This is a genomic window from Streptomyces sp. UNOC14_S4, from assembly GCF_020740835.1.
Classification (GTDB): Bacteria; Actinomycetota; Actinomycetes; order Streptomycetales; family Streptomycetaceae; genus Streptomyces.
Genome location: NZ_JAINFC010000004.1, coordinates 22,727 through 47,815, shown reverse-complemented (window position 1 = coordinate 47,815; position 25,089 = coordinate 22,727). Strand labels below are relative to the sequence as shown.

At 72.3% G+C, this 25,089-nt stretch carries 18 protein-coding genes; 10 read left to right on the top strand and 8 right to left on the bottom strand.

Features of this window, described 5'->3' with window-relative positions:
- Together K6I34_RS01015 and K6I34_RS01010 are read left to right on the top strand one after the other, a co-directional pair.
- On the top strand, positions 1 to 1,838 hold a 1,838-nt coding region (locus K6I34_RS01015), incomplete at its 5' end, for a KR domain-containing protein (RefSeq protein ID WP_229322066.1).
- A gap of 85 nt (positions 1,839 to 1,923) precedes the next feature.
- Positions 1,924 to 2,661 (top strand): phosphotransferase family protein, encoded by a 738-nt coding sequence (locus tag K6I34_RS01010; protein WP_229322065.1) that lies wholly within the window; start codon positions 1,924 to 1,926, stop codon positions 2,659 to 2,661.
- A gap of 157 nt (positions 2,662 to 2,818) precedes the next feature.
- On the opposite strand, the gene K6I34_RS01005 is transcribed toward K6I34_RS01010, so the two are convergent.
- From K6I34_RS01005 to K6I34_RS00995, 3 genes are read right to left on the bottom strand one after another with little or no spacing between them, the layout of a single operon-like run.
- Positions 2,819 to 3,685, bottom strand: coding sequence for a TauD/TfdA family dioxygenase (locus tag K6I34_RS01005; protein ID WP_229322064.1), 867 nt, complete (start codon positions 3,683 to 3,685; stop codon positions 2,819 to 2,821).
- Between the two features lie 21 nt (positions 3,686 to 3,706).
- Entirely contained in the window at positions 3,707 to 4,663 is a 957-nt protein-coding gene (locus tag K6I34_RS01000) for a threonine/serine dehydratase (RefSeq protein WP_229322063.1), read from the bottom strand.
- Between the two features lie 44 nt (positions 4,664 to 4,707).
- Entirely contained in the window at positions 4,708 to 5,505 is a 798-nt protein-coding gene (locus tag K6I34_RS00995) for a GNAT family N-acetyltransferase (protein ID WP_229322062.1), read from the bottom strand.
- 260 nt (positions 5,506 to 5,765) lie between these two features.
- Here K6I34_RS00995 and K6I34_RS00990 point away from each other — a divergent pair, with 260 nt between their 5' ends.
- Both K6I34_RS00990 and K6I34_RS00985 read left to right on the top strand, forming a co-directional pair.
- Positions 5,766 to 8,030: a trehalase family glycosidase gene (locus K6I34_RS00990; RefSeq protein ID WP_229322061.1), complete on the top strand. Its 2,265-nt coding sequence runs from the start codon at positions 5,766 to 5,768 to the stop codon at positions 8,028 to 8,030.
- A gap of 199 nt (positions 8,031 to 8,229) precedes the next feature.
- On the top strand, positions 8,230 to 9,774 hold the full coding sequence (locus K6I34_RS00985) for an alpha/beta fold hydrolase (RefSeq protein WP_229322060.1): 1,545 nt from the start codon (positions 8,230 to 8,232) through the stop codon (positions 9,772 to 9,774).
- Positions 9,775 to 9,810: 36 nt separating this feature from the next.
- Here K6I34_RS00985 and K6I34_RS00980 read toward each other — a convergent pair whose 3' ends face one another.
- Entirely contained in the window at positions 9,811 to 10,416 is a 606-nt protein-coding gene (locus tag K6I34_RS00980) for a hypothetical protein (protein ID WP_229322059.1), read from the bottom strand.
- Between the two features lie 587 nt (positions 10,417 to 11,003).
- On the opposite strand from K6I34_RS00980, the gene K6I34_RS00975 reads away from it, so the two are divergent.
- Entirely contained in the window at positions 11,004 to 11,435 is a 432-nt protein-coding gene (locus K6I34_RS00975; protein ID WP_229322058.1) for a pyridoxamine 5'-phosphate oxidase family protein, read from the top strand.
- Between the two features lie 8 nt (positions 11,436 to 11,443).
- On the opposite strand, the gene K6I34_RS00970 is transcribed toward K6I34_RS00975, so the two are convergent.
- On the bottom strand, positions 11,444 to 12,271 hold the full coding sequence (locus K6I34_RS00970) for a universal stress protein (RefSeq protein ID WP_229322057.1): 828 nt from the start codon (positions 12,269 to 12,271) through the stop codon (positions 11,444 to 11,446).
- A gap of 375 nt (positions 12,272 to 12,646) precedes the next feature.
- Between K6I34_RS00970 and K6I34_RS00965 the strand changes: the two genes are divergently transcribed.
- Positions 12,647 to 14,359, top strand: coding sequence for a GAF domain-containing protein (locus tag K6I34_RS00965; protein ID WP_229322056.1), 1,713 nt, complete (start codon positions 12,647 to 12,649; stop codon positions 14,357 to 14,359).
- A gap of 138 nt (positions 14,360 to 14,497) precedes the next feature.
- On the opposite strand, the gene K6I34_RS00960 is transcribed toward K6I34_RS00965, so the two are convergent.
- Positions 14,498 to 15,214, bottom strand: coding sequence for a response regulator transcription factor (locus tag K6I34_RS00960; protein ID WP_229322055.1), 717 nt, complete (start codon positions 15,212 to 15,214; stop codon positions 14,498 to 14,500).
- Positions 15,215 to 15,601: 387 nt separating this feature from the next.
- On the opposite strand from K6I34_RS00960, the gene pflB reads away from it, so the two are divergent.
- On the top strand, positions 15,602 to 17,869 hold the full coding sequence (pflB, locus tag K6I34_RS00955; protein ID WP_229322054.1) for a formate C-acetyltransferase: 2,268 nt from the start codon (positions 15,602 to 15,604) through the stop codon (positions 17,867 to 17,869).
- Positions 17,866 to 18,615 (top strand): pyruvate formate-lyase-activating protein, encoded by a 750-nt coding sequence (gene pflA / locus K6I34_RS00950; RefSeq protein ID WP_229322053.1) that lies wholly within the window; start codon positions 17,866 to 17,868, stop codon positions 18,613 to 18,615. The genes pflB and pflA overlap by 4 nt, the downstream gene beginning before the upstream one ends.
- Positions 18,616 to 18,638: 23 nt before the next feature.
- Here the strand turns inward: pflA and K6I34_RS00945 are convergent, their stop codons facing one another.
- Positions 18,639 to 19,256, bottom strand: a complete 618-nt coding sequence (locus K6I34_RS00945; protein WP_229322052.1) for a CBS domain-containing protein — start codon at positions 19,254 to 19,256, stop codon at positions 18,639 to 18,641.
- Positions 19,257 to 19,569: 313 nt separating this feature from the next.
- On the opposite strand from K6I34_RS00945, the gene adhE reads away from it, so the two are divergent.
- A complete protein-coding gene (gene adhE, locus K6I34_RS00940) occupies positions 19,570 to 22,215 on the top strand; it encodes a bifunctional acetaldehyde-CoA/alcohol dehydrogenase (RefSeq protein WP_229322051.1) in 2,646 nt (881 codons plus the stop codon).
- Positions 22,216 to 22,327: 112 nt separating this feature from the next.
- Here the strand turns inward: adhE and K6I34_RS00935 are convergent, their stop codons facing one another.
- The gene (locus K6I34_RS00935; RefSeq protein WP_229322050.1) at positions 22,328 to 23,344 is read right to left on the bottom strand and encodes a hypothetical protein; all 1,017 of its coding nucleotides are present in this window, start codon (positions 23,342 to 23,344) and stop codon (positions 22,328 to 22,330) included.
- A 491-nt stretch (positions 23,345 to 23,835) separates the two neighbouring features.
- Between K6I34_RS00935 and K6I34_RS00930 the strand changes: the two genes are divergently transcribed.
- On the top strand, positions 23,836 to 25,059 hold the full coding sequence (locus K6I34_RS00930) for an arginine deiminase (RefSeq protein ID WP_229322049.1): 1,224 nt from the start codon (positions 23,836 to 23,838) through the stop codon (positions 25,057 to 25,059).
- The last annotated feature ends 30 nt before the right edge of the window (positions 25,060 to 25,089 follow it).

Sequence of the window (25,089 nt, the reverse complement as noted above, 5' to 3'; positions counted from 1 at the left end):
CGTACGGGCCGGTACTGAGCACCGTCGTGCATGCCGCCGGACTCCTGGACGACGGCGTGCTCGAGGCCCTGACGCCCGGGCGACTGACCACGGTGCTGCGGCCGAAGGCGGACGCCGCCTGGAACCTCCACGAGCTGACGGAGCGCCTGCCCTTGTCGCGCTTCATCCTGTTCTCCTCGGCGGCCGGAGTGCTGGGCACCGCGGGCCAGGCCAACTACGCCGCCGCCAACACCTTCCTGGACGCGCTCGCACACCACCGCGCCGCCCTCGGCCTGCCGGCGCTCTCCCTCGCCTGGGGCCCGTGGGCGGGCGGGGAAGGAATGGCGGCACGCACCGCCGCCCCCGACCGGGCCATGCACGGCGTGCTCCGCGCCGTTTCCCCGGCGCAGGGCCTGGCGATGTTCGACGCCGCCCTGGGCAGCCGCGAACCGGTGCTGGCTCCGCTGCTGCCGGCCCGTTCCCTGCGGGCGGGTGATGCGGGCACTGCGGACGCTGCGGGCGCGGGCACTGCCGGGCAGCCGCTGCCGCCGCCCCTGCGCGGGCTGTTGCGCACGGCCCGCCGCCCGGCAGCCGCGACCGATGCGGCGGGAGAAGCAGGCGAGGCGGGCGAGACAGAGGCCGGAGCCCGGCGGGAACGGCTCGCCGCGCTGCCCGGATCCGACCGGGCACGGGTCCTGCTCGGTCTCGTCCGCGAGGAAGCCGCCACCGTGCTCGGCCATGCCGACGCGTCCGCCGTGGCGCCCGGACGCCCCTTCACCGAGCTGGGCTTCGACTCCCTGACCGGGGTGCTGCTGCGCAACCGGCTCAGTGCGCTCACCGGCCTGTTCCTGCCCGCCACCGTCGTCTTCGACCGGCCCAGCGCCGCGGAGCTGGCCGGTCACCTCGACGAGGAGCTGGGCAGGGGCGGTCACGAGCACACCGCCGCTGAGCCCGCCGCGCCGCGGGGAACGGCACGGCCGCCACAGACCCTCGCCTCCCTCTACCGGCGCGTGTGCGAGTCGGGCGACGTCGTGTCGGCGATGCACTTGCTGGTGACCGCCTCGCTCGCCCTGCCCGTCTTCGACCGCGGCGACGGCGCCCGGCACGAACTCGCGCCCCTCGGACTCGCGGAAGGCACCGCCGGTCCCGCGCTCGTGTGCTTCCCCGGTTTCTCTCCCGCACTCGGCAGACCCTGGCACGCCACGCTGGCCTCCGCCTTCGGCGGCGACCGGGACGTCCTGGAGATACAGCACCCCGGCGTTTCGGAAGGGGGAGCCGTTCCCCGGGACTGGCAGACCCTCGTGGACCTGCACGCCGATACCGTGCGCAAGCGCCTCGGAGGCCGTCCGTACGCCGTCCTCGGCTCCTCGGCGGGAGGCTGCCCCGCGCACTCGGTGGCCGCACGCCTCGCGGCGACCGGCACACCACCGCTCGGCCTCGTCCTCCTCGACACCTACCACGTCACCCCGGACCTCGAGAACGCGCCGTGGCTGCTCGCCCTGCCCGCCCGTATCCCCTGGCAGCTGGGCGAGCGGTTCGACACGGCCGTGGACGACATGGCCGTGGCCGCGCTCGGCGCCTACACCCGTATCGCCCGCGGCTGGCATCCGGAACCGACGGACGTCCCCACACTGCTGATCCGCGCCACCGAACCGCTGCCGCAGCCACCGGCCCACGGCGGGCCCGGGACGGGGTTCGGGGAGCGGCGAGCGTCCTGGCCGGTGCCGCACACCACCGTGGACGTCCCCGGCGACCACTGGAGCATGACCGAGGAACACGCACCCACGACGGCAGAGGCCATCGCGACATGGCTCGGCACACGGCTCACGGCCGATGGCGGCGGGATCGGGGGCCCTTGAGCCGTCGACGACCTCGGACGCGCTCCCGGAGTCGCTGCGGATAAACCCCGGCGACATCGGCGGTCGTCCCGCGATACTGGCCGCCATGAACGAGGTCGAGGTCGTCGTCGCCCATTCCGAGCGCGCGACCCTGCGCGTCGGCGACGTGTTCCTGAAGATCGACGCCGATCGGACGCGCACCGACGTCGAGGTCCGGGCGATGGCCATGGCACCGGTCCCGACCCCGGAGGTCCTGTGGCGGAAGCCGCCCGTGCTCGCGCTCGCCGCCCTCCCGGGCACGGCACTCGGCCGCCTCGGCGAGCCGTCGACCGCGTCGCCTGCGGCGTGGGCCGCGGCGGGTGCCGCCGTACGGAGGCTGCACGACGCGCCGCTGCCGCCATGGCCCGGCCGGAGCCTCGACGCGCTCGCATCGGCCCTCGACGCCGAGTGCGCCTGGCTCGTGGCGAACGACGTTCTTCCCGTCGGCCTGGTCACGCGCAACCGCCGCGTCGCCGAGGGGGCGCTGCGGCCGTGGACACCGGTGTTCACGCACGGCGACTTGCAGGTCGCTCACGTGTTCGTCGACGGTGACGAGATCACCGGCGTGGTCGACTGGTCCGAGGCGGGCCGGGGCGATGCCCTGTACGACCTCGCCGTCCTGACGCTGGGACACGAGGAGCACCTCGGCGACGTCGTCGCCGGCTACGGCACCGATGTCGACCTCGACGTGATCCGCGCGTGGTGGTCGCTGCGAAGCCTGCTGACGGTCCGCTGGCTGGTCGAGCACGGCTTCGACCCGGCCTCGCCGGGCTGCGAGGTCGACGTGCTGAGAGCCCGGCTGTGAGGTTGCGTGAGCCCGACGGCGACGAGTGGCCCCGAGGGCTTCCGACAAGGTGTGCCGCCGAGTCGTCACCGGCAGGGGAGGGGCGGCTCAGGGCCGTGCGTCGTGCCCCTGCCCGGGGTCCGGGCAGGGGCACGACGTGGCGGGTGGGGAGAGGTGCTCAGAGCTTCAGGAAGGGCTTCTCTCCCGCGATGTTGAGGCGGTGCATCAGGCGCTCGTGCGGGAAGTAGTCCGCGACCGCGAGGTGCTGGGTGCAGCGGTTGTCCCAGATCACCAGGTCGCCCTGGGCCCAACGGTGCCGGTAGATCAGCTCGTTGGTCTCGATGTGGCGGCGGAGGAAGGCCAGCAGTGCCTGGCTCTCGGACTCGGTCACGCCGTTGATCCGCGTCACGTACGGGTTGGAGATGTACAGCGCCCGGCGCCCCGTCTCGGGGTGCGTACGGATCAGGGGGTGCTCCACAGGGTCCTGGTCCGCGAACTGCTGGTCCGGGTCGATGCCCTTCTTGCGCAGCGACTTCTGCAGGTTGCCGTAGTCCGGGCCGAACGCCTTGCGCACGTCGTGCGTCGCGGTCAGCTGGAGCAGCAGCTCCTGCATGGGCGCCGACAGCGTCTCGTACGCCAGGTACATGTTGCCGTAGAGGGTGTCCCCGCCGACCTTGGGCGTGATCTTGGCGTAGAGGGAGGTGCCGAGCGGGGGCTCGGCCCAGCCGCTGTTGTCGGTGTGCCAGTCGTTGAGCCCCGGTGGCTTCTGCTCGTTGTTGTGGAGCACCATCACCTCGGGGTGGCCCTCGATGGTCATCGGCAGCAGGTGGCTGTGCGTCAGCAGCGGCCCGAAGCGCGCGGTGAACGCCTTCTGCTGCTCGACCGAGATGTCCTGTCCCGGGAAGACCAGCACGTTGTGCTGGTGGAAGGCGTCCTGGACGGTCTTCCAGGCCTCGTCCGAGACGTCCTGCGACAGATCGAGGCCCGTGACCCGGGCCCCGATGGCGGGGCTGACCGGCTCGATGACGGGCAGGGTGTCACTCATGTGGATACTGCTCCCCTCAGGCTAGGAAATGGGTGTGGTGAGCGGCTGGCCGATGGTGGTCAGGGTGTGCAGCAGGACGTCGGGATCGATGACGCCACCGCTGACGACGGCCACCGGGTTGCGCCAGCCGTACGAGGAGGAGTGCTTCAGCGCGGCCGCGTACGCCGCGGCTCCCGCGCCCTCGCAGACGATCTTGTCGGCGAACGCCAGCGACGACAGCGCCTCCGCGACCTCCTGCGGAGTCACCGTGAACACTCCGGCCAACTTGTCCTTCAGCCGCTCGAACTGAGCCGGAATGACGAAACTCGCGCCGATGCCGTCCACGAACGAGCGCTCGTACTCCACATCCGTGGGGCGGCCCGCGCGCAGCGACGCGGACAGCGGGGCTCCGGTGCTGATCTCCACGGCGTAGACGGGGACCTTCAGGTAGGTCGCCAGGCTGTAGGCGAGGTTCCCGCCGCCGTACGGCACCAGCACCGCGTCCACGTCCGGGAGATCGTCCTGGATCTCCATTCCGATCGTGGCGATGCCCAGCGAGACGTACGGATCACTCTCCGAGGAGAGGAAGAACCCCGGCAGGTCGGGGAAGGAGGAGGAGATCATGGTGCGGCGCCAGACCGGGTACGGGACCTGGACGATCCGGGTCCTGGGGTTGTACGCCAGGATCTGCGACCGTTTCGCCTCCGGAATCGAATCCGGCACCACCACCGTGTACGCCAGATCCAGCTGCGACGTCACGTGCGCCAGGCCCTGCGCGAAATTGCCCGAACTGCCTGTCACGACGCCCTCGCGGACGATCCGGGACCACACCTCCGGACGGGACCGCCGGTACGCGTGCAGCGCGCTGAGCGCGCCCCGGGCCTTGAACGAATTGGTGATCTGAAGGTTCTCGCACTTCAGATGAATGTCCACCGGGCTCGGCGCCTTCGCCCGCAGCAGCGGCGTACGGCGGATGTGCGGGTCGATGAGTTCGCGCACGCGTCGTACCGAGGCGGGCGAAATCACCTCGGATAACGGGGATTTCAGCATGTGGCTTTCGCTATCGGGTAGGAAAATTCCTCGGTCAGACCGAGCTTCCGGGCCAGCGCGATACTCGGCGCCTTGTCCGCGTGACACGTCATGACGGAGCGCAGTCCCTGCTCGCCGGCCCAGTGGCCGACCGCGGCGAGGACCACGGACGCCAGGCCCTTGCGGCGGTGGTCGGGGTGGGTGTGGATACCGAGCTCGATCAGCCCGCCGCCGATGACGCCGTGTGCGTCCGCCGCCACCCGGCCGTCCTTGACCAGGGCGAAGCCGACCGCGTGTGCGGCGTATTGCGCGCTCGTGCCGAAAATACTCCGTGCCATCGGGGAATCGAGGCCGGAGAAGGTCTCCGCGTCGATCCGCACCAACGCATAGCCGTCGGGGACGGCCGGCGAGGGGGCGACGAAACCGGATTCGGGGTGGGTGAAGTGGAGCCGCCGCCCCGCGGTGAAGCCCGCCTGCTTCGCCCAGGCGTCGGTCTCAGGGCCCGGCGGATGGACGAGCTGTACCTCGCCGTGCCCGGCGAGCAGCGTTCTGGCCTCGGTGAAGAGGGCGGGGGTCATGGCCCCGGCGGCAAGGCAGAACGGCGCGGTGGTGGCGACCAGGCAGGTCACGGGCGCGCCGTTCCGGAAATGCGCCCAGGCCCTGCCCGGGATGGCTCCGTCGATGACTGCGTGGACGAAGGCCAGATTGGGATGGCCGGGGTCGAAGAGAGAGGCGAGACGTGATAGATCGGCTGTGGCCACCTCGACCAGCCGCGCCCGGCCTGTGCCGGAGGCCGGCGGGGCAGCGCTCATTGGTTCTCCATCGTGGGCTCTCCACAGGGTTCGGAAACAGGGTGGGTCGTACACACGAAGGTCCGATCCTAGAACTTTCAAGGGACAGCGGCATATACGGTGGCTCAAGTCAGGGGTTCTCAGGGGTCGGTCAGGGGGTCGGCTCGTCGGCGGGATCACTTCCGGCCTGAGTCAGGGAATCGCCTACCGGATGCTCCGGGTCCGTTCCATGCTGCCGAACGCCCCTCCGGATCCCGGCCCCTGCCCTCGGAAGGACGGACGTGTCTTTGCGACCGTATCCCCACGCCCTGGCAGCCCTCGCCTTGGCCCTGACCATGGCCGTCACCGGCGTGCAGCCCACGGCTGCCGCCCCGCCCCGGCAGACGGCTTCCCCGAACGACGCCCACGACCACGACCGCAACAGCACCAACACCAGTCCCGACTACGACGACGTGCTCGACCTGCGCGGCAGCCCGACGGCGGCGCTTCCCGGCGACGGCAAGGACATCAATCCGGTCAACGTCTTCTCCGACCAGGGGGCCTGGCACGCCTACGCCCTCCCGGCGCCGCACGCCCCGGGAGGCTACGGCGGATTCACCGGACCGCTCTACGTCGCCCAGGAGTACCCCTGGTGGCTGAGCTCCTCGTTCACCCGCGTCGGACTGAGCGAGCACGGCCGCGCGCTCGACCTCACCGGCGGCGGCGAGCCGCGCTTTACCTCCCGGCCCGGCGCCCTGGTCCAGACGTACGACCTCGGTGACGGCCTCCGGCTCACGCTCGATCTCCGGTACGCCACGCACCGCACCGCGCTGGTACGGGCCGTGGTGCGCAACACCGGCCGCACCCCGCGCACCCTCGGCGCCGACTGGAGCGGACGTCTGCTGCGGCCCGCCGAGGCGCCCATGCGGCAGGCGCCCTCGCTGGCCGTCGCGTCCCGGGGCGTCGCCGTCGACTTCGCCAGGGTGCGTGCGGCGGACGACTTCCTCACCGACGGCACCGAACGGTTCGAGGTCCGGCACGCGGATCCGGTGCGTACGGCCGTGACGGGGGACTCCTACCGTACGGAACTGGCCGCGCCCTTCACGCTCGCGCCCGGCGCGGAACACTCCCTGGCCTGGACCGAGAGCTACACGTTCACCCAGGCCGAGCGCCGCGCGGAGGCCGACGGCGCGCGGCGGGTGCTCACCGACCCGGAACGGACCGTGCGGGCCGTCGAGACCCGCTGGCGGCGGTACGTCGGCGGTGTGACCGCGGGGGTGCCGGCCGGCCGGCGGCGGCTCGCCGTCAAGGCACTGGAGACGCTGGTGACCAACTGGCGCGGCGCCGCCGGGAGCCTCGCCCACGACGGGATCACACCGTCCCTCTCGTACAAGTGGTTCGCGGGCGGTTTCTGGGCGTGGGACACCTGGAAGCAGGCGGCCGGCACGGTGCGCTTCGACGCGGGGCTCGCCGAGTCCCAGATCCGCTCGGTGCTCGACCACCAGATACGGCCCGGATCCACGACCCGGCCGCAGGACGCGGGGATGATCCCGGACGCCGTGTTCTACAACGACCCGCGGCACGGCGGAACCAACTGGAACGAGCGGAACAGCAAGCCGCCCCTGGGCGCGTGGTCGGTCCGGCAGGTCTACCAGCGGAGCAGGGACAAGGGATTCCTGCGGGAGGTGTACCCGAAGCTGGCCGCGTACGAGGCGTGGTGGTACCGCAACCGGGACCACGACCACAACGGGCTCGCGGAGTACGGCGCGACCGTGGACCCCGCCAACGGCTCGGCCGGGCAGCAGCGGCAGGCCGCGGCCTGGGAGAGCGGCATGGACAACGCCCCCCGGTTCGACGCGGCGTCGGGCACCTCGGTCGTGCCGAACCGGGACGGTTCCGGGAAGGTCGTCGGCTACTCGCTCGACCAGGAGTCCGTGGACCTCAACGCCTACCTCGCCGCCGACCAGGAGAACCTGGGCCTCATCGCCGAGGAACTGGGCCTGCGGGCGGATGCCGCCGCCTGGCGCGCCAGGGCCGCCGCCACCACGAAGCTCGTGCGGCAGAGGATGTACGACCCGGCGACCGGCTGGTTCTACGACACCGCGCTCGGCACCGGCGCCCGGCTGACCCGGCGGGGCAGAGGCATCGAGGGCGCGATCCCGTTGTGGGCCGGTGTCGCGACCCGCGCGCAGGCCGCCGCCCTGCGCGAACGGCTCCTCGACCCGGCCGAGTTCGCCACCCCGGTGCCCCTGCCGTCGGTCTCCAGGAGCTCGCCGTACTTCGCCCCGCGCCAGTACTGGCGCGGCCCCGTCTGGCTCGACCAGGCGTACTTCGCGATCGCCGGGATGCGCCGTTACGGGTTCGACCGCGACGCGTACGCCCTGACCGAGAGACTGATCGACAAGGCGGCGGACCTGTCCGGACGCGCACCGTTCATGGAGAACTACGACCCGCTGACCGGATCCCCCCTGAACTCGCCCAATTTCAGCTGGTCCGCGGCGCTGCTGCCGTCGTTGATCGCAGGGCGGTGGCGGCCGGAACAGCCAGGGCGGCGCAGTCCGTCTTGAAGAGGGCCACGACGTAGCCGTCGATCTCGCCGCACCAGTCGGCGCACTCCACCGCCGTCGGACCGGGTCCCGTGCGTTTCTTACACGTTTTTGCCGTTGTTCTGCCGTGCCTGTGCAGTGTGCCGGGCAACGTGGTGCCCGTACTTGAGGAAGACCGGGAACCGGGGAGTCCGGGAAGCCCGGGGCAGAGGAGAGGGCGATGACGTACAAGAGCGCGGCCCGGCACGTGGGCCTGGCTGTGAGCATGATGGCGGTGATGGCCTCGGTGCTGCCGGCAGCGACCGCCACCGCCTCCACGCCCGTGACCGGCCCGGCCGCCGCGGCACCCGCCTGGTGCCCGGCCGTGGAAGGGCACCGGGTCGACTGCGGCCGGCTGGACCGCCCGCTCGTCGCGGGAAAGCCGGAACTCGGCGAGGTCGAGGTGAGCTACGCGGTCGTACGCCACAGCGCGCCCGGCCCCGCCAAGGGCACCGTCGCCGTCAACCCGGGAGGCCCGGGCGAGGCCGCGATCGGCAAGGCCGAGGCGTTCGCCTGGGGCCTGGAGGGCCTGCTGGAGGACCATGACCTCCTGCTCGTCGACCCGCGGGGCACCGGGGAGTCGCAGCGCGTCCCCTGCGGGGTCACCGACGCGGAGTACCGCTTCGGCACGCGGGCCCAGCAGCGGGCCGCGGTCGCACGGTGCGCCAGGAACCTCGGGCCCAGGGTCGCCGGTTACACCTCGGCCGCCACCGCCGACGACATCGACGCGATCCGCGACCGCCTCGGCGTACCGCAGCTCAGCCTGTACGGGCTCTCCTACGGCACGTATCTGATGCCGGTGTACGCCTCCCGCCACCCCGAGCGCGTGCGCTCCATGGTCCTGTCCGGCGCCTACCCCCTCGCGCACGACCCGCTGGCCCGGCCCAGCGCCCAGGCGGTCTCGTCGAACCTGCGGCGGATATGCGAGCGCAGCGCCCCCGTGGCATGCGACGGGGAACAGGCCGTGAAGGACCTGGCCACCACGGCCGCGCGGCTGCGCGCCGAGCCCATGACGGTGACGATCACCACCGACGGCGCCGGTACCCACGAGAAGAAGGTCACCGAGGACAAGCTCGCCAACCTCCTGTTCGAGGCGGCCAGCAGCGAAGTCGGCCTCGAGCCCGACCAGCCTTCGCTGCTCGGTCGGTTGCCCCATGCCCTCCACCGCTTCGTGAAGGGCGACACCGCACCGCTGCGGAAGCTCGTCCAGGAGGAGGGGAAGTCGGGCAGCACGGTGGACCAGGCGCCGTACATCGCGGTCACCTGCAACGACTACCAGAAGGCCTGGTCGAAGGACGCGCCGCTGTCCGAGCGGTGGCGCCAGTACAACGCCGCGCTGGCCTCCGTACGCCCCGGTGAGCACGGGGCGTTCAGCGCCAAGGGCTTCACCGAGGGCACCACGGACGGCGGTGACGTGTGCATCGGCTGGCCGCGCAGGAACACTCCCGACCCGCAGCCCACGAAGATCGGGCTGCCCGACGTCCCGGTCCTCGTGCTCTCCGGCGACCTCGACGCCAACACGCCCGTCGCGAGCGGGGAGAAGGCCGCCCGGCAGTTCCGCGACAGCCGGTTCCGCACGGCCCGCAACATGGGACACGTGCCCGAGCTGGAACCGAGCCGCTGCGTCACCGGTGTCTCCTCGCACTTCATCCGCACCGGCGAGCCGGGCGACACGTCCTGCCTGAGCGGCCTTCCGCCGATCACCGTCACTCCGGTCCGCGACTGACAGGCCGACGCCGTGCGCGCCCCCGCCCCGGGCGGGTCACCCACGCGACCGTCCCGACCACCGCGGCTCCACCGCTTCCCACTCCGCCTCCCACTGGGCGTACCGCTGACGGTTCAGCACCGCGACGAGGGCCGCGCGCATGCCGCAGTACGCCGCGGCCAGTCCCGCGGCCGTCATGCACGCGGCGGACCAGCTGACCGCCAGCGCGTCGTCGCGCGTCATCGGCGGTTTCACCGGCCTCCCCTTGTCGTCCACCCACACCGGTACCGTCGCGCCCTTGACCGATCCCGCGGGGACGTCGGCCGTGCCCGTCCGTACGGTGCCTTCCGCGTCCGTCCAGCGGACGGGCGCGCGTTGCGAGCTGAGCCCGGCGGAGGTGTCCGTCACCGCGTCCGCGGTGACGCGCACGGTGATCCTCTGCCGCTGCGCCGACTGGGTGTGGAGCGTGCGCATCTGCGACGCGTAGACGTCCTGGGCGACCAGGAGCGGCACCCCCAGCAGGGCGGGGAACAGAAGCAGCAGGAGACACGCGCCGAGCCAGGACTGGCACCGGTCGGAACGCCGCCGCAGTGGGTTGTCCGCCAGCGGGCGGAAGCGGTGCGGGAACAACCCCCGTGTGCGGGATGTGCCTCGTACGTTCATCGTGTGCTCCCGAGAGGCGAGCTGTCCGGTCCGGCCTGTGCCCTTCATGGTCGGCCGCCCGGGGGAGCGCGGACATGAGGCCGAAGGGTCTGCGGCGGGGCCGCACGGACTGTGGCCGGGGACCGAACGGCCCCGTCCCTGACCACGACGTGGCCACCGCGGTGCCCGCCCGGTGCCCGGACGCGGAGATCCGGTCAGCGCCTCTTTCACATCCGGCCGCAGAGGAAACGCCTTTCGCGTCCGGCCGCCGGTGAGACGGGGGAGCCATGACAGGCGGCCGGACGCCGACCGGCTGGAGGAGCCGCACACCGTGTGCCCGCGCGGTCGGGAGGCCGGGGATCGGCCGGGCGGGCGCCGGTTGCGGCCGTGAGCGGAGAACTCCGGGCCGGTCATGGCCAGCATGCCGTGCCGGGCCCCGCCCGGACTGCGGCCGAGCGGCCCTTTCCCAGGGCCGTCGGGCCCTCGTCCGCCGCGTTTCCCGGGGCCGTCGCGCCCGGGCGCGGCAGACCGGCGCCGCGCCCGTCCGGTACGAAGAACGGGGCCGTTCAGCCCTAGCCGGACGGAGCGGATCGTGAATGACTGGCGTCATGGCACGGAACCGCATCGAGCACGGCTCCCGGCCGGGTTCGCCGACCATGGCGGAGCTGTCCCGGCAGGAGGCACTGAGGCTTCTCCAGGGCGCACGGATCGGACGCCTGGTCTTCAGTCACCAGGCCCTGCCCGCCGTCCGCCCGGTCAACCACGTCCTCCTGGACGACCAGATCATCATCAGGACCCACACCGGCGCCGCGATGCTCGGCCCGGCCCGGGACGGGGCCGTGGTGGCCTACGAGGCCGACGAGTTCGACACGGAGACGTGCACCGGGTGGAGTGTCGTGGTCACCGGCGAGGCGCACCTGGTGCGGGATCCCGCTGCCCAGCAGCGCTATCAGGCGGCACTCGAACCCTGGATCGGCGATGCGATGGACCACGTGATCAGCATCAGCCTCGACATGGTCACGGGGTGTCGCATCGTGTGACGGACCCGTCACCGGGGCACGACGGCCACAGGGCACTGCGCGTACTGCAGCACCGTGCCGTTCACCATGCCCAGCCGGGGCCCCGGGGAGCCGTGCGGACGCGCGCCCAGCACGAGCAGGTCCGATTCCGCGGCCGCCCGGAGCAGGGCCGTGTGCGTCGGCCCCCCGACGGGGTAGGTCAGCAGAGGCACCTCGGGGTGGGCCCGCGTCGCCGACCGCAGCGCCCCGTCGACCGCGTGCCCGTACCGCGCCCGGTGGCCGTCCCGGGGGGCGCTGTCGGCGTCGGACCAGGCGAACACCGTCTCCACCTCGCACCGTCGCAGCGCCGCCTCGGCGAAAGCGAAGGACACGGCCGTCTCCTCCGGGTGCCGCCTGCCGACACCCACGCTGACCCGGTGTTTCCGGCCAAGGACGTTGTCCGGGCGACCGCGGACGACCACGGCCGGACAGTGCGCGTGCGCCACGACCGCGGTGGCCACCGGGCCCAGGAACGGCGAGTGTCCTCCGCCCTGCCCACGGTGTCCGACGACGACGAGGCAGGCGTGGTGCGAGGCCTCCAGCAGGGCCATGGTGGCTCCGCCCCCCACGGATTCGGCCGTCACCTTGAGCCGGGAGGAGCGCAGCGCGGCGCGGTCGGCCGCGAGGGCACAGACCTCCTCGGCCCGTGCCGGGGAGAGACTGGCCCACGCCGAGGAACGGCCGGGGCCCGGACCGTCCGGGCCCGCGTGGACGATCCACAGGGGCGAGCCGCGGAGGACGGCCGCGTCCGCCGCCCAGTCCACCGCTTCCAGACTCGCGCGGGAGCCATCGGTTCCCACGATGACGGGAAGGTCCATCGCTGCCACCGCCTTCAGAACGTGCAGGTTTTGCGCGCCGGTTCGCTCCCACGATCGGCCGCTGCCGCACGGGGACGCCAGGGGCGATGGGGCCTTGTCCCGAGGGCCTGTCGGCCGTCCTCCGGTGCCAGTCGGTCCCGGGGGAGCGCGGGACGCGTGCCTCAGCGGTCGAGCAGCCGTGTGCGGGCCGCCCGGAGACGGCGCCCGACGGCGGCGGCGACATGGGCCAGCAGGCGGGCCGACCGGGCACGGCGCGGAGGGCGAACGGCCCCGGCCGGAGATCTTGGGCATACGAGGACGTTCCCGGTGCCGGGGCTCGGTACGGTTGCACCAGGGGGGCTGTACAGATTCCGGACACGGGTCGGAGGAGGCGCGTTGAGGAACGCCGGGGAAGAGCCCGTGCGGCTCCCACAGCTCAAGCTGGACGAGCTGCTGGAGGAGCTGCAGGCGCGGCTGAACGCGGCACGCGGCACCAGGGACCGGGTGCACAGCCTGCTGGAGGCCGTGCTCTCGGTAGGGCGCGAGCTGGACCTGGAGCACGTGCTGCGGCGTATCGTCGAAGCCGCCACCGTACTGGTGGACGCCCGGTACGGGGCACTGGGCGTGATCGGCCCCGACGGACGCACGCTGTCGCAGTTCCTGACCGTGGGCCTCGGCGACGAGCAGATCGAGGCCATCGGCCCGTACCCGGAGGGCCACGGCATCCTCGGCGAGCTCATCCGGCACCCGGAGCCGCTGCGTCTGACCAAGCTCTCCGAGCACCCCGCCTCGTACGGGTTCCCGCCGAACCACCCGCCGATGAACGGCTTCCTGGGCGTGCCGATCCGGGTGCGCGACGAGGTCTTCGGCAATCTCTACCTCACGGAGAAGCACGGTGGCGCGGAGTTCACCGACGAGGACGAGTCGGTGCTCTCGACACTCGCCGTGGCCGCCGGTGTGGCGATCGACAACGCCCGGCTGTACGAGGAGTCCACGCGGCGCGAGCGGTGGCTGCGGGCGAGCGCCCAGGTGACCACGAGCCTGATGTCGGGCAGCCCCCCGGCTGACGTCATGGTCCTGATCGCCGAGCTGGCCAGGGACATCACGGGGGCGGAGCTGGCGACGTTCGCCCTGCCGCTGGACGGGGGCTCCGCGCTGACCGTCGAGGTCGCCGTGGGGACCGGGGCCGACGAACTGCGCGGTCTGGTGCTGCCGGCCGACGGCTCGCTGGTGGGCGCCGCGTACGACGGAGGAGAGCCGGTCCGCGGCCGTGACGTCGGTGCGGACGCGCGTGACGCCGCGGCGTCACGGGGCCCGGCCCGGTCCGGTCCCGCGGTGGCGGTGCCGGTCACGGCGGGGGAAGCGGTGCGAGGGGTGCTCTTCCTGCTCCGCGACAGCGGCCGGCCGGAGTTCTCCGAGCAGGAGACCGGGTCGCTGCTCACGTTCGCCGGGCAGGCGGCCCTGGCCCTGGAGCTGGCCGAGCGGCGTGCGGACGCCGAGCAGCTCGCCCTGCTGGAGGACCGCGACCGCATCGCCCGTGACCTGCACGACCTGGCCATTCAGCGGCTGTTCGCCACGGGGATGACGCTGCAGAGCGCCGACCGGTTCATCGCCCACGCCGAGGCGTCGGAACGGGTCCGGAGGGCCGTCGACGACCTGGACGAGACCATCAAGATCATCAGGTCGGCGATCTTCGGGCTGCGGTCCCGGGACACCGTCCCCCAGCACGGCCTGCGCACCCGGGTCGTGCAGAAGACGGGCGAGGCCGGCCGGGTGCTGGGTTTCGCCCCGAGTCTGCGGATGGAGGGGCTGCTGGACACGCAGGTGCCCCGCGCGGTCGCCGAGGACGCGACCGCCGTGCTGGAGGAGGCCCTGGCCAACGTGGCCCGGCACGCGCACGCGACCTTCGTGGACGTGTCCGTCGTCAACACCGGCGAGCAGCTGGTGCTGACCGTCGCCGACAACGGCGTCGGGATATCCGGCACCGGGCGGCGCAGCGGGCTGCGCAACCTCGCCGAGCGCGCCGAACAGCACGGCGGCGCGCTCGGGCTCACCACCCCGGAGCGCGGCGGTACGGTCCTCACCTGGCGGGTCCCGCTCACCGGCTGACCGGCGCGGCGGGCCGGTGGCTCCCGGCCCCCTGGGGACGGGCCGCCGCCCGCCGGAGTCCCGCCGGAGTCCCGCCGGAGTCCCGTCGGAGTCCCGTCGGAGTCCCGTCGGAGTCCCGCCGGAGTTCCTGCCGGAGTCCTAGAGGCGGCTCCGCCGGTGCTCGTCGGCCCCGGCCGTCTCCCTGGCCGCTTCCGTGGCGATCACGGCGGCCTGGATGCGGCGTTCCACGCCCAGCTTGGCGAGCAGCCGGGAGATGTGGTTCTTGACCGTCTTCTCCGACAGGAAGAGCCGTTCGCCGATCTGACGGTTCGTCAGCCCGTCGCCGATCAGCGTGAGGATGTCACGCTCCCGCGGGGAGAGGTCGGCCAGCCGCTCGTCCTCCGGCTCGCTCCCGGCGGTCTGTTCCCCGCGCAGCGTGGTCATCAGACGGGCGGTGGTGGCGGGGTCGAGCATGGAGTGCCCGGCGGCGACCGTGCGGACGGCGGTCACGAAATCGGAGCCCTTGATCTGCTTGAGGACGTAGCCGGCCGCCCCGGCCATGATCGCGTCGAGCAGCGCATCGTCGTCGTCGAAGGAGGTGAGCATCAGACAGGCCAGACCGGGCATGCTCGACCGCAGCTCCCGGCAGACCGTGATGCCGTCGCCGTCCGGCAGCCGCACGTCCAGTACTGCGACGTCCGGCCGGAGGGCAGGGCCCCGGGTGAGCGCCTGAGCGATGGTGCCCGCGTCACCGACGACCGTGATGTCCTCCTCGGCGTCCAGCAGATCGTGGATGCCCCGCCGGACGACCTCGTGGTCGTCCAGCAGGAACACCCGGATCGGCCGCTCCGGCGAGAACGTCCTTGACTCGTTCAAAGCTCCCGGCTCCCTCTTGCCTCGTTCCGTGTGCCTCGCACACCTCGTGCTTCCGAGGATGGGCCACAACGGTACGGGCGGCCATGGGCCGGTCGGCCCCTCCACCGGCCCGCGTCCGGCCCGCGTCCTGCCCCTGCGCCACAAGGGGCGGGCCCACGGACGCCGACCACGGCCGCGCCGGATTGGGTGGCGCGACCGGCCCCGGGGCCGGAAGTCCTCGCCTTCACAGGACCTGCGTCCTGCCACCGGCGCCCGGAAGAGGGACCAGTCGGCGGGGTGCCTGACCCCGGCGGCCCTGTGCGCGGCCGGGGCGGGCGACAAGCATCGGCTGTGCGGGCGCCGTCACGAGCGCCGCGCCCGGCGTCACCGAGGATTACGGAGACACAGATGACCGCAGTGGCCGAACCTGCCGTGGACACCCCCGCCCCCGCACAGCCCTGGCGCGGCTTCGCCGGACAGCGCTGGCGCAAGCACATCGACGTGCGCGGCTTCATCCAGGCCAACTACACGCCCTACGAAGGCGACTCCGCCTTCCTGGCCGGACCGACCGAGCGCACCCGGGCGGTGTGGGGCAAGGTGACCGCGCTGTTCCCCGAGGAACGCCGCAAGGGCATTCTCGACGTCGACGCCGCCACCCCCTCCACCATCACCGCGCACGCCCCCGGATACATCGACCGCGACCGCGAACTCGTCGTCGGCCTGCAGACCGACGCCCCGCTCAAGCGCGCCATCATGCCCAACGGCGGCCTGCGCATGGTGGAGAACGGCCTGCGCGCCTTCGGGTACGAGCCCGACCCGTTCGTCGCCAGGGTCTTCGGCACCTACCGCAAGACCCACAACGACGGCGTCTTCGACGCCTACACCCCCGGGATGCGCCGGGCCCGCAAGGCACACATCATCACCGGACTGCCCGACGCCTACGGCCGCGGCCGGATCATCGGCGACTACCGCCGCGTCGCGCTGTACGGCGTGGACCGGCTCATCGAGGCCAAGCAGGCCGAACGGGCGCTGCTCGACGGACAGCCCTCCACCGAGCACGTGATCCGCGACCGGGAGGAACTGGCCGAGCAGCTGCGCGCCCTGGACGAGCTCAAGCGGATGGCGGCCGGCTACGGCTGCGACGTCTCCCGCCCGGCCACCACCGCCCACGAGGCCGTGCAGTGGCTGTACCTGGGCTACCTGGCGGCGGTCAAGGAACAGAACGGCGCCGCCATGTCGCTCGGCCGCACCTCGACCTTCCTCGACGTCTACCTCGAACGCGACCTGGCCGAAGGCCGGATCGACGAGGAGCGCGCCCAGGAACTCGTCGACGACTTCGTCATCAAGCTGCGCATCGTGCGCTTCCTGCGCACCCCCGAGTACGACGAGCTGTTCTCCGGCGATCCCACCTGGGTGACGGAGTCCATCGGCGGCATCGGGACCGACGGCCGCCCCCTGGTCACCCGCACCTCCTTCCGCTTCCTGCGGACCCTCTACAACCTGGGACCGGCACCCGAGCCGAACCTCACCGTGCTGTGGTCGCCGCACCTGCCCGACGGCTTCAAGCGCTACTGCGCCCAGGTCTCCATCGACACCAGCTCCATCCAGTACGAGTCCGACGAGCTGATGCGGCCGTGCACCGGCGACGACACCGCCATCGCCTGCTGTGTGTCGGCGATGGCCGTGGGCAAGCAGATGCAGTTCTTCGGTGCCCGCGTCAACCTCGCCAAGGCACTGCTGTACGCGGTCAACGGCGGCCGCGACGAGATCTCCGGCGAACAGGTCGCCCCTCCCATGCCCCCGCTGACGGGGGAGTACCTGGACTTCGAGGAGCTCACGGAGGCGTACGGCCGTGTGCTCGACTGGCTCGCGGGCACCTACGTCGACGCCCTCAACGTCATCCACTTCATGCACGACAAGTACGCCTACGAACGCGTCGAGATGGCGCTGCACGACCACCCGGTGCGGCGGACCATGGCCTGCGGCATCGCCGGGCTCTCGGTGGCGGCCGACAGCCTCTCGGCGGTCAGGTACGCGCGCGTGAGGGTGATCCGCGACGCCACCGGGCTCGCGGTCGACTACGCGGTGGAGGGCGAGTACCCGGCGTACGGCAACAACGACGACCGCGCCGACGAACTCGCCGTCGGACTCGTCCGCTCCTTCATGGAGAAGATCCGCCGGCACCCCACCTACCGGGACGCCGAGCACACCCAGTCCGTCCTCACCATCACCTCCAACGTCGTCTACGGCAAGCACACCGGCAACACCCCCGACGGGCGCCGGGCCGGGCAGCCGTTCGCCCCGGGCGCCAACCCCATGAACGGCCGGGACCGGCACGGCATGGCGGCCTCCGCCCTGTCGGTGGCCAAGCTCCCGTACGAGGCGGCCCGGGACGGCATCTCGCTGACCTCCACCATCACCCCCGCCGGGCTCGGGAACAGCCCCGAGGACCGGGTGACGAACCTGGTGGGGCTGCTCGACGGCTACATGGCCTCCGGGGGCTTCCACATGAACGTCAACGTCCTGGACCGCGCCACCCTGGAGGACGCCATGGAACACCCGGAGAAGTACCCGGACCTGACCATCCGGGTGTCCGGATACGCGGTGAACTTCGTCCGGCTCACCCGTGAGCAGCAGCAGGACGTCATCAGCCGTACCTTCCACGGTGCCGCGTGAGCGACATCGCGGTCGGCCGGCCCGTGGGCAGGGTCCACTCCTGGGACCTGTCCACGGGCGTCGACGGACCCGGTACGCGCTTCGTGCTGTTCACCAGCGGCTGCCCGCTGCGCTGCCTGTACTGCCAGAACCCCGACACCTGGCACATGCGCGACGGCCGTCCCACGACCGTGGACGAGGTGATGGCGAGGATCGACACGTGCCGCGCCTTCCTGACCGCCTCGGGCGGGGGAGTGACCCTCAGCGGTGGCGAACCCCTGCTCCAGCCCGCCTTCACCGGCGAGATCCTGCGCCGCTGCAAGGAGGCCGGCCTGCACACGGCCCTGGACACCTCCGGCAACCTGGGGAACCGTGCCGACGACGCCCTGCTCGCCCGCACCGCCCTGGTGCTGCTCGACATCAAGTCCTTCGACCGCGCCCGCTACCGCGGGCTCACCGGCGGCGATCTGGCGCCGACCCTGCGCTTCGCACGGCGGCTGGACGCGCTCGGGGTGCCGGTGTGGGTGCGGTACGTGCTCGTCCCCGGCTGGACCGACGACGAAGCCGACGTCGACGGCCTGGCCGCGTTCGTGGCGGGGCTGTCCGTCGTCGAGCGCGTCGACGTGCTGCCGTTCCACAAGCTGGGCGCCGCCAAGTACGCGGCACTGGGCAGGCCCTTCCCCCTGCGCGACACCCCGGCGCCGTGCCCGGCCCTGGTGGAGCGGGTGCGCGGGCAGTTCCGGGCGCACGGGCTCAGGGCGGACTGACGTGCCCCCGCGGGCACCGGCACTCAGCCCGCGACGCCATCGGTGGCAACCAGCTGGTTCACCACACCGATGACGCCGTCCACCCGCCAGGCGAGCCGGACCGCGGCCCAGACGTCCAGGCCACGGCTCACGCGTCCGTCGAGCGTGACCACCCCGTCCACGACGGAGACGGACACGGCTCCGGGCGGCAGGCCGAGGGCGCGGCCCAGCACCTCCTCCGCCACTTCCGCACGGATCTCCTCGTCCGTCCGCAGGAAGACCCGCAGCAGGTCGTGCCGGGTGATGATGCCGATGAGCCGGTCCTCCTCGTCCACCACGGGAAGACGGTTGACGTGGTGGCGCTCCATGACGCGCGCGGCGTCCGAGACCCGCTGCTCGGGGTGGACGGTGACGGCGGGGGTGGACATCAGCTTCGCCACCGTGCCCGTACCGGACCGGCGGCTCGCGCGCACCCCCGCGGCCTGATGGCGGATCAGGTCGGCCTCGGAGACGACGCCGAGCACCTTGTCGTCGTCGTCCACCACCGGCACACCGCTGACGCGCCGCCGGTCGAGCAGGAGCATCAGGTCCGCGAAGGTGGTGTCGCGGCACGTGTGGGCGACCTCGCGTGTCATCACCTCACCGACTGTCCGGGGCTTCACGGCAGACCTTCCTTCCGGCGCTCGGCGATCCTCGTGCGCCGCGGCCCTGCGGCGTCCTTCCATCCTCGCGCGTGGGCTCGGCGGGCGCAGGGGCCGAGCGTCCCTGATCGGCGGACCGAAACGCAGGGCCGGGTGGTCCGCGAACGGCCCCCGGCCACGGACCACCGGACCGCGACCGGGGACCTTCGGACCACCGGGTACGGGGCGGGGGCGCGCAAGGCTGGGAGCGAGGGCGGTGACCGCACGGAAGCACCGCCCGGAACAGCCGCGCCGGACGTCTCCGGCCGCGCACTTCCGACGACGGAGAGGCCCCATGAAACGACAGGACGCCGGACGACGAGCCGCCAGCGACACGCCCTCCGACACCGCCATCGCCGTGGACCGCCTGGTCACCAACGGGCTCAAGGCCCTGGCGGACTACGAGTCCTTCACCCAGGAACAGGTGGACCGCATCGTCGCGAAGGCCTCGGTCGCGGCCCTCGACCAGCACACCGGTCTGGCCCGGCTGGCGGTCGAGGAGACCGGCCGGGGCGTCTTCGAGGACAAGGCCGCCAAGAACATGTTCGCCTGTGAGCACGTCACCGACAGCATGTCCCGGATGAAGACCGTGGGCGTCATCGCCCGCGACGACACCGACGGCATGATCGAGATCGCCGAACCGGTAGGCGTCGTATGCGCCGTGACCCCGGTCACCAACCCCACCTCCACCACGGTCTTCAAGGCCCTCCTGGCACTGAAGACCCGCAACCCCGTGGTCTTCGCCTTCCACCCCTCCGCCCAGCGCTGCAGCGCGGAAGCGGCCCGCGTCGTGCGGGACGCGGCCGTCGCGGCGGGCGCGCCCGAACACTGCGTGCAGTGGATCGAGACCCCCTCCCTCGAGACGACCGGCGCGCTCATGAACCACCCCGGCGTCGCGCTGATCCTGGCCACCGGAGGCAACAGCATGGTCAAGGCCGCCTACTCGGCGGGCAAGCCCGCCATCGGCGTCGGCGCCGGCAACGTCCCCGCCTACGTGCACCGCAGCGCCGACCTGCGCCGCGCCGTGAACGACCTGGTGCTGTCGAAGTCCTTCGACAACGGCATGATCTGTGCCTCCGAACAGGCCGTCATCCTGGACGCGGAGATCTACGACGAGGCGCTCGCGGAATTCCGGACGCTGCACGCCCACGTGGCCACCGCGGACGAGAAGCGCAAGCTGGAGGCCTTCCTCTTCCCCGGCTCGCCGGACGGAGCCGACGGCACCCGCGTCAACCCCGCCGCCGTGGGACAGAGCCCGGCGTGGATCGCCGAACAGGCGGGCTTCACCGTGCCCGCGGACACCTCCGTCATCCTCGCCGAGGCCGAGCGCGTCGGCCCCGGCGAGCCCCTCACCCGCGAAAAGCTGTGCCCGGTGCTGACCGTGCTGCGCGCGGGTTCGCAGCGGGAGGGCTTCGACCTGGCCGCGGACATGGTCGCCTTCCACGGGCAGGGCCACAGCGCGGTCATCCACACCGGCGACCCGGCGCTGGCGGAGGAGTACGGCCGCCGCATGAAGACGGTACGCGTCATCGTCAACGCCCCCTCGTCGCAAGGTGCCATCGGCGGCGTCTACAACCAGCTGCTCCCGTCGCTGACCCTGGGCTGCGGGTCATGGGGGCACACGTCGGTCTCCAACAACGTCTCTGCCGCAAACCTGCTGAATATCAAGCGGGTCAGCACCCGGCAGAACAACCTCCAGTGGTTCAAGGTGCCGCCGAAGATCTACTTCGAGCCGCAGGCGGTCCGCTATCTGGCGGCCATGGCCGGCGTCCACCGGGTCACCGTGGTCACCGACGCCACCATGACCCGCCTCGGCTACGTGGACCGCATCACCCGCGTCCTGCAGCACCGGCCGGATCCGGTGACCGTGCAGATCATCGACAACGTCGAGCCGGAGCCGAGCATCGACTCCGTGCGGCGCGGTGCCCGCCTGATGCGGGAGTTCCGCCCGGACACCATCATCGCCCTGGGCGGTGGCTCGCCCATGGACGCGGCCAAGGTCATGTGGCTCCTGTACGAGCAGCCGGACATCGACTTCTCCGACATGCGGCAGAAGTTCTCCGACATCCGCAAGCGTGCCTTCCGCTTCCCCGAACTCGGCAAGCGGGCACGGCTGGTGTGCATCCCCACCACGTCCGGCACCGGCGCGGAGGTCACCCCGTTCGCGGTCATCTCCGACCCGGCCACGGGCCGCAAGTACCCGCTGGCCGACTACGCGCTCACCCCGAGCGTGGCGATCGTCGACCCGCTGCTGACCAAGGACCTGCCCCCGGCCCTGGCCGCGGACAGCGGATTCGACGCCCTCACCCACGCCACCGAGGCGTATGTGTCCGTCTACGCCAACGACTTCACCGACGGCCTCGCCCTGCACGCCATCCGGCTCGTCTTCGAGAACCTGGAGCGGGCCGTGAACGACCGGGCGGCACAGCCCAAGGCGTGCGAGAAGGTCCACAACGCGAGCACCGTCGCCGGCATGGCCTTCGGCAACGCCTTCCTCGGCATCGTCCACGCCATGGCCCACACGCTCGGCGCCACCTTCCACGTCGCGCACGGGCGCACCAACGCGATCCTGCTGCCGCACGTCATCCGCTACAACGGCACCGTGCCCGGCAAGCTCACCGGCTGGCCGAAGTACGAGAACTACCGGGCCCCGCAGCGGTTCCAGGAGATCGCCCGGACGCTGGGCCTCCCGGCGGACACCCCGGAGGAGGGGGTGGCCTCCTACGCCGCCGCGGTCGAAAGGCTGCGGGACGCGGTCGGTATCGAACCCTCCTTCCGCGCGGTCGGCATCGACGAGACCGTCTTCGTCGACGCGCTGCCGCGCCAGGCCCTGAACGCCTTCGAGGACCAGTGCGCCCCCGCCAACCCCCGTATGCCGATGCTCGACGACATGCAGGAGATCATGCGGACCGCCTACTACGGAGGCCCCGGGAGGGTGTGACCGTCCCCCTCGACCGGCCGGTGGTGTCCGCCGTCGCGCACTCGGCGACGGACACCACCGGCCACTCGCGCGCTGGCCGTCGCCGGAGCGGTGGTCGTGGACCGGCCGGGGGTCAACCGCGGGTGCGTCGTGGCTGGTCGCGCAGTTCCTCGCGCCCCTTCGGGGCGCTGCCGGACCGCCTTCCGGCCCCCGCGCGCGGCGTCCGCCCGCCCTCGGGCCCGTAGCCGAAGCGGACCAGGAACTGGGGGTGCCGGGACCGTCGCATCAGCTCCTCCCGGAGATCGGGCCACTCCAGGGCCTGGTGCAGTGCCGAGGTCCGCACCCCGCGCGCGGTGGCGAGCAGGAGCATGCGCTCCAGGGCCTGCCCGGTCCGGAGCCAGTCCAGCGGCCGGTCGTCGCGCGTCCACAGCAGCGCCAGCTGCGCGTGGCGCTCGAAGCGCAGGGCGGGCGTGCGGGGGGTGTCGGCGGTGCCCGTGAAGTCGCGCATCGGCATCCGCCGCGCGGTGTCGCGGGGGCCGAGCGCCGTGACCGGGACCCCGTAGGGCCCCGCACCGGCCGGGACGACCCAGGCCCGGCTCTCCGCGACGCGCCACCGGTCGGCGTGGTTGCGCCGCTCGGCCTCTGCGGTCAGGCCCAGCAGGGCCTTGGTCTCCACGATGCCCGGGAAGTGCACCTGGGCGCCCTCGACGCGTACGGCGGAGGCCATCTCCGCCACCACCGACTCCGGCACGGGACGGCCCGTGAAGGGCAGCCGGCTGGTGTGCCGCCGCGCGATGGCGTCGTACAGGGCCGGATGCGCCAGGCGGTCGTCCCGGGGAGCGGTGAGGCGCACGGTGGCGAGGAGGTCGGGGTCGTCCCCCTCCGGCAGCAGGCGCACGTCCGGTTCCCAGCCCAGGTGCGCGGCCGCCACCCGGAGGTTGAACACCGCGGCCCCCACGGAGAGGTGCAGGGCCCGGCGCACCGGGTCCGCCAGCGGCAGCGAGCGCCGTCGCGCGGCGCAGACCTCCACCGCGGGAGTGTCCGGGTCCAGCCGGAACCGCCATGGCTGGGAGTTGTGGATCGATGGCGCGGCCACCGCGGCGGAGATGAGCGTTTCGATGGCGGTGGCGTCGATGTCGGGGACACGCATCGCGATCCTTCCTTCCATCCTGAGCCGTGACGGCCGGTACGGGTGCTGCTCCAAGCCTTCGCCGCCGACGCGGGCCCGGCCAGGGGCCGGCGGGCCTCGGATGCCGGGAGACCGGCCCTGATCTGCGAGGGGAGGCGGACGAAGGCGGTCCGGACCGGACGCGGGGGCCCATCGGCCCAGGACCGCGGGCCGGTGACGGGGCAGGCGGTGCGCGCCTCTGCGCGCCGCCCGAAATGACGGAGCGTCAGCTCCACTTGCCGGTGGCCGGGGAATGGGCCGGTGAGACCCGGCCGCATGGCTGAACAGGCCCCCGGATGGGTACCGGGCAGGCCCCCACTGGGGCCCGTCTGTCGCTCGGTTCGCATGGTGCGGCTGTGACACGGTTCAAGTGACAGCCGGAAGCGCCCTCACAGGCGGATTCCGGACTTCCGGAGGGCGAGCGCATCCGACGCACCGGAGCCGACGCCCGTCGCTCCCGTTTCAGGAGAGCCATGAACTTCCACGTCGATTCCGAGACCGGCCGGCTGCGCCAGGTGATCCTGCACCGGCCCGACCTGGAACTGAAGCGTCTGACCCCCACGAACAAGGACGACCTCCTCTTCGACGACGTGCTGTGGGTCAAGCGAGCCCGCGAGGAGCACGACGCGTTCGCCGACACCCTGCGGGACCGCGGCGTGCAGGTGCACTACCTGGCCGACCTGCTCACCGAGGCCCTGGCCGTACCCGCCGCACGCGGCCTGGTCCTCGACCGCGTCTTCGACGAGCGGGACTTCGGACCGCTGGCGACGGACCGCCTGCGGGACACCTTCGGCACCCTCGCACCGGCCGAGATGGCGGCGCACCTCATCGGCGGGATGACCAAGCGCGAATCCGTGCAGCGCCTCGGCGCCGTCCGCAGCGTACGGCTGCACACCCTGGCGCCGGACGACTTCGTCCTCGCCCCGCTGCCCAACCACCTCTTCACCCGCGACACCTCCTGCTGGGTGTACGACGGCGTGAGCGTGAACCCCATGAAGAAGCGCGCCCGCCGCCGCGAGACCGTGCACTTCGAGGCGATCTACCGGTACCACCCGCTCTTCGAGAAGCAGGAACACCGCCTGTGGTCCGGCGGCCAGGCCGACCACCCGTCCACGATCGAGGGCGGCGACGTCCTGGTCATCGGCAACGGCGCGGTCCTGGTCGGCATGAGCGAACGCACCACTCCGCAGGCCGTCGAGGCACTGGCCCTGCGGATGTTCGCCGCGGGCTCGGCACAGCGCGTCGTGGCCCTGGAAATGCCCAAGAAGCGCAGCTTCATGCACCTCGACACCGTGCTGACCATGGTCAGCGGCGACACCTTCACCCAGTACGCCGGCCTGGGCATGCTGCCCTCCTGCACGATCGAACCCGGCACGGACGGCGCCAGGCTGAACATCACCGACCACGACCCGCGGGACATGCACCACGCCATCGCCGACGCGCTCGGCCTGTCCTCGGTCACCGTGCACACGGCGACCCAGGACATCCACTCCGCCGAGCGCGAGCAGTGGGACGACGGCTGCAACGTCCTCGCCGTGGAACCCGGCGTCGTCGTCGCCTACGAGCGCAACGTCACCTCCAACACCCACCTGCGCAAGAACGGCATCGAGGTCATCACCATCCGCGGCAGCGAACTCGGCCGCGGCCGCGGCGGGCCGCGCTGCATGAGCTGCCCCATCGAGCGCGAAGCCGTCTGACCGCCCGGCCCCTCACCGATCCAAGGAGAC

Bases quoted from the DNA above. Each gene is read 5' to 3' on its own strand.
- K6I34_RS00995 (WP_229322062.1), bottom strand. From the start codon at position 5,505: ATGAGCGCTGCCCCGCCGGCCTCCGGCACAGGCCGGGCGCGGCTGGTC.
- adhE (WP_229322051.1), top strand. From the start codon at position 19,570: ATGAAACGACAGGACGCCGGACGACGAGCCGCCAGCGACACGCCCTCC.
- K6I34_RS00975 (WP_229322058.1), top strand. From the start codon at position 11,004: ATGGCACGGAACCGCATCGAGCACGGCTCCCGGCCGGGTTCGCCGACC.
- K6I34_RS00935 (WP_229322050.1), bottom strand. From the start codon at position 23,344: ATGCGTGTCCCCGACATCGACGCCACCGCCATCGAAACGCTCATCTCC.
- K6I34_RS01005 (WP_229322064.1), bottom strand. From the start codon at position 3,685: ATGAGTGACACCCTGCCCGTCATCGAGCCGGTCAGCCCCGCCATCGGG.
- K6I34_RS01010 (WP_229322065.1), top strand. From the start codon at position 1,924: ATGAACGAGGTCGAGGTCGTCGTCGCCCATTCCGAGCGCGCGACCCTG.
- pflB (WP_229322054.1), top strand. From the start codon at position 15,602: ATGACCGCAGTGGCCGAACCTGCCGTGGACACCCCCGCCCCCGCACAG.
- K6I34_RS00980 (WP_229322059.1), bottom strand. From the start codon at position 10,416: ATGAACGTACGAGGCACATCCCGCACACGGGGGTTGTTCCCGCACCGC.
- K6I34_RS00970 (WP_229322057.1), bottom strand. From the start codon at position 12,271: ATGGACCTTCCCGTCATCGTGGGAACCGATGGCTCCCGCGCGAGTCTG.
- K6I34_RS00985 (WP_229322060.1), top strand. From the start codon at position 8,230: ATGACGTACAAGAGCGCGGCCCGGCACGTGGGCCTGGCTGTGAGCATG.
- K6I34_RS00930 (WP_229322049.1), top strand. From the start codon at position 23,836: ATGAACTTCCACGTCGATTCCGAGACCGGCCGGCTGCGCCAGGTGATC.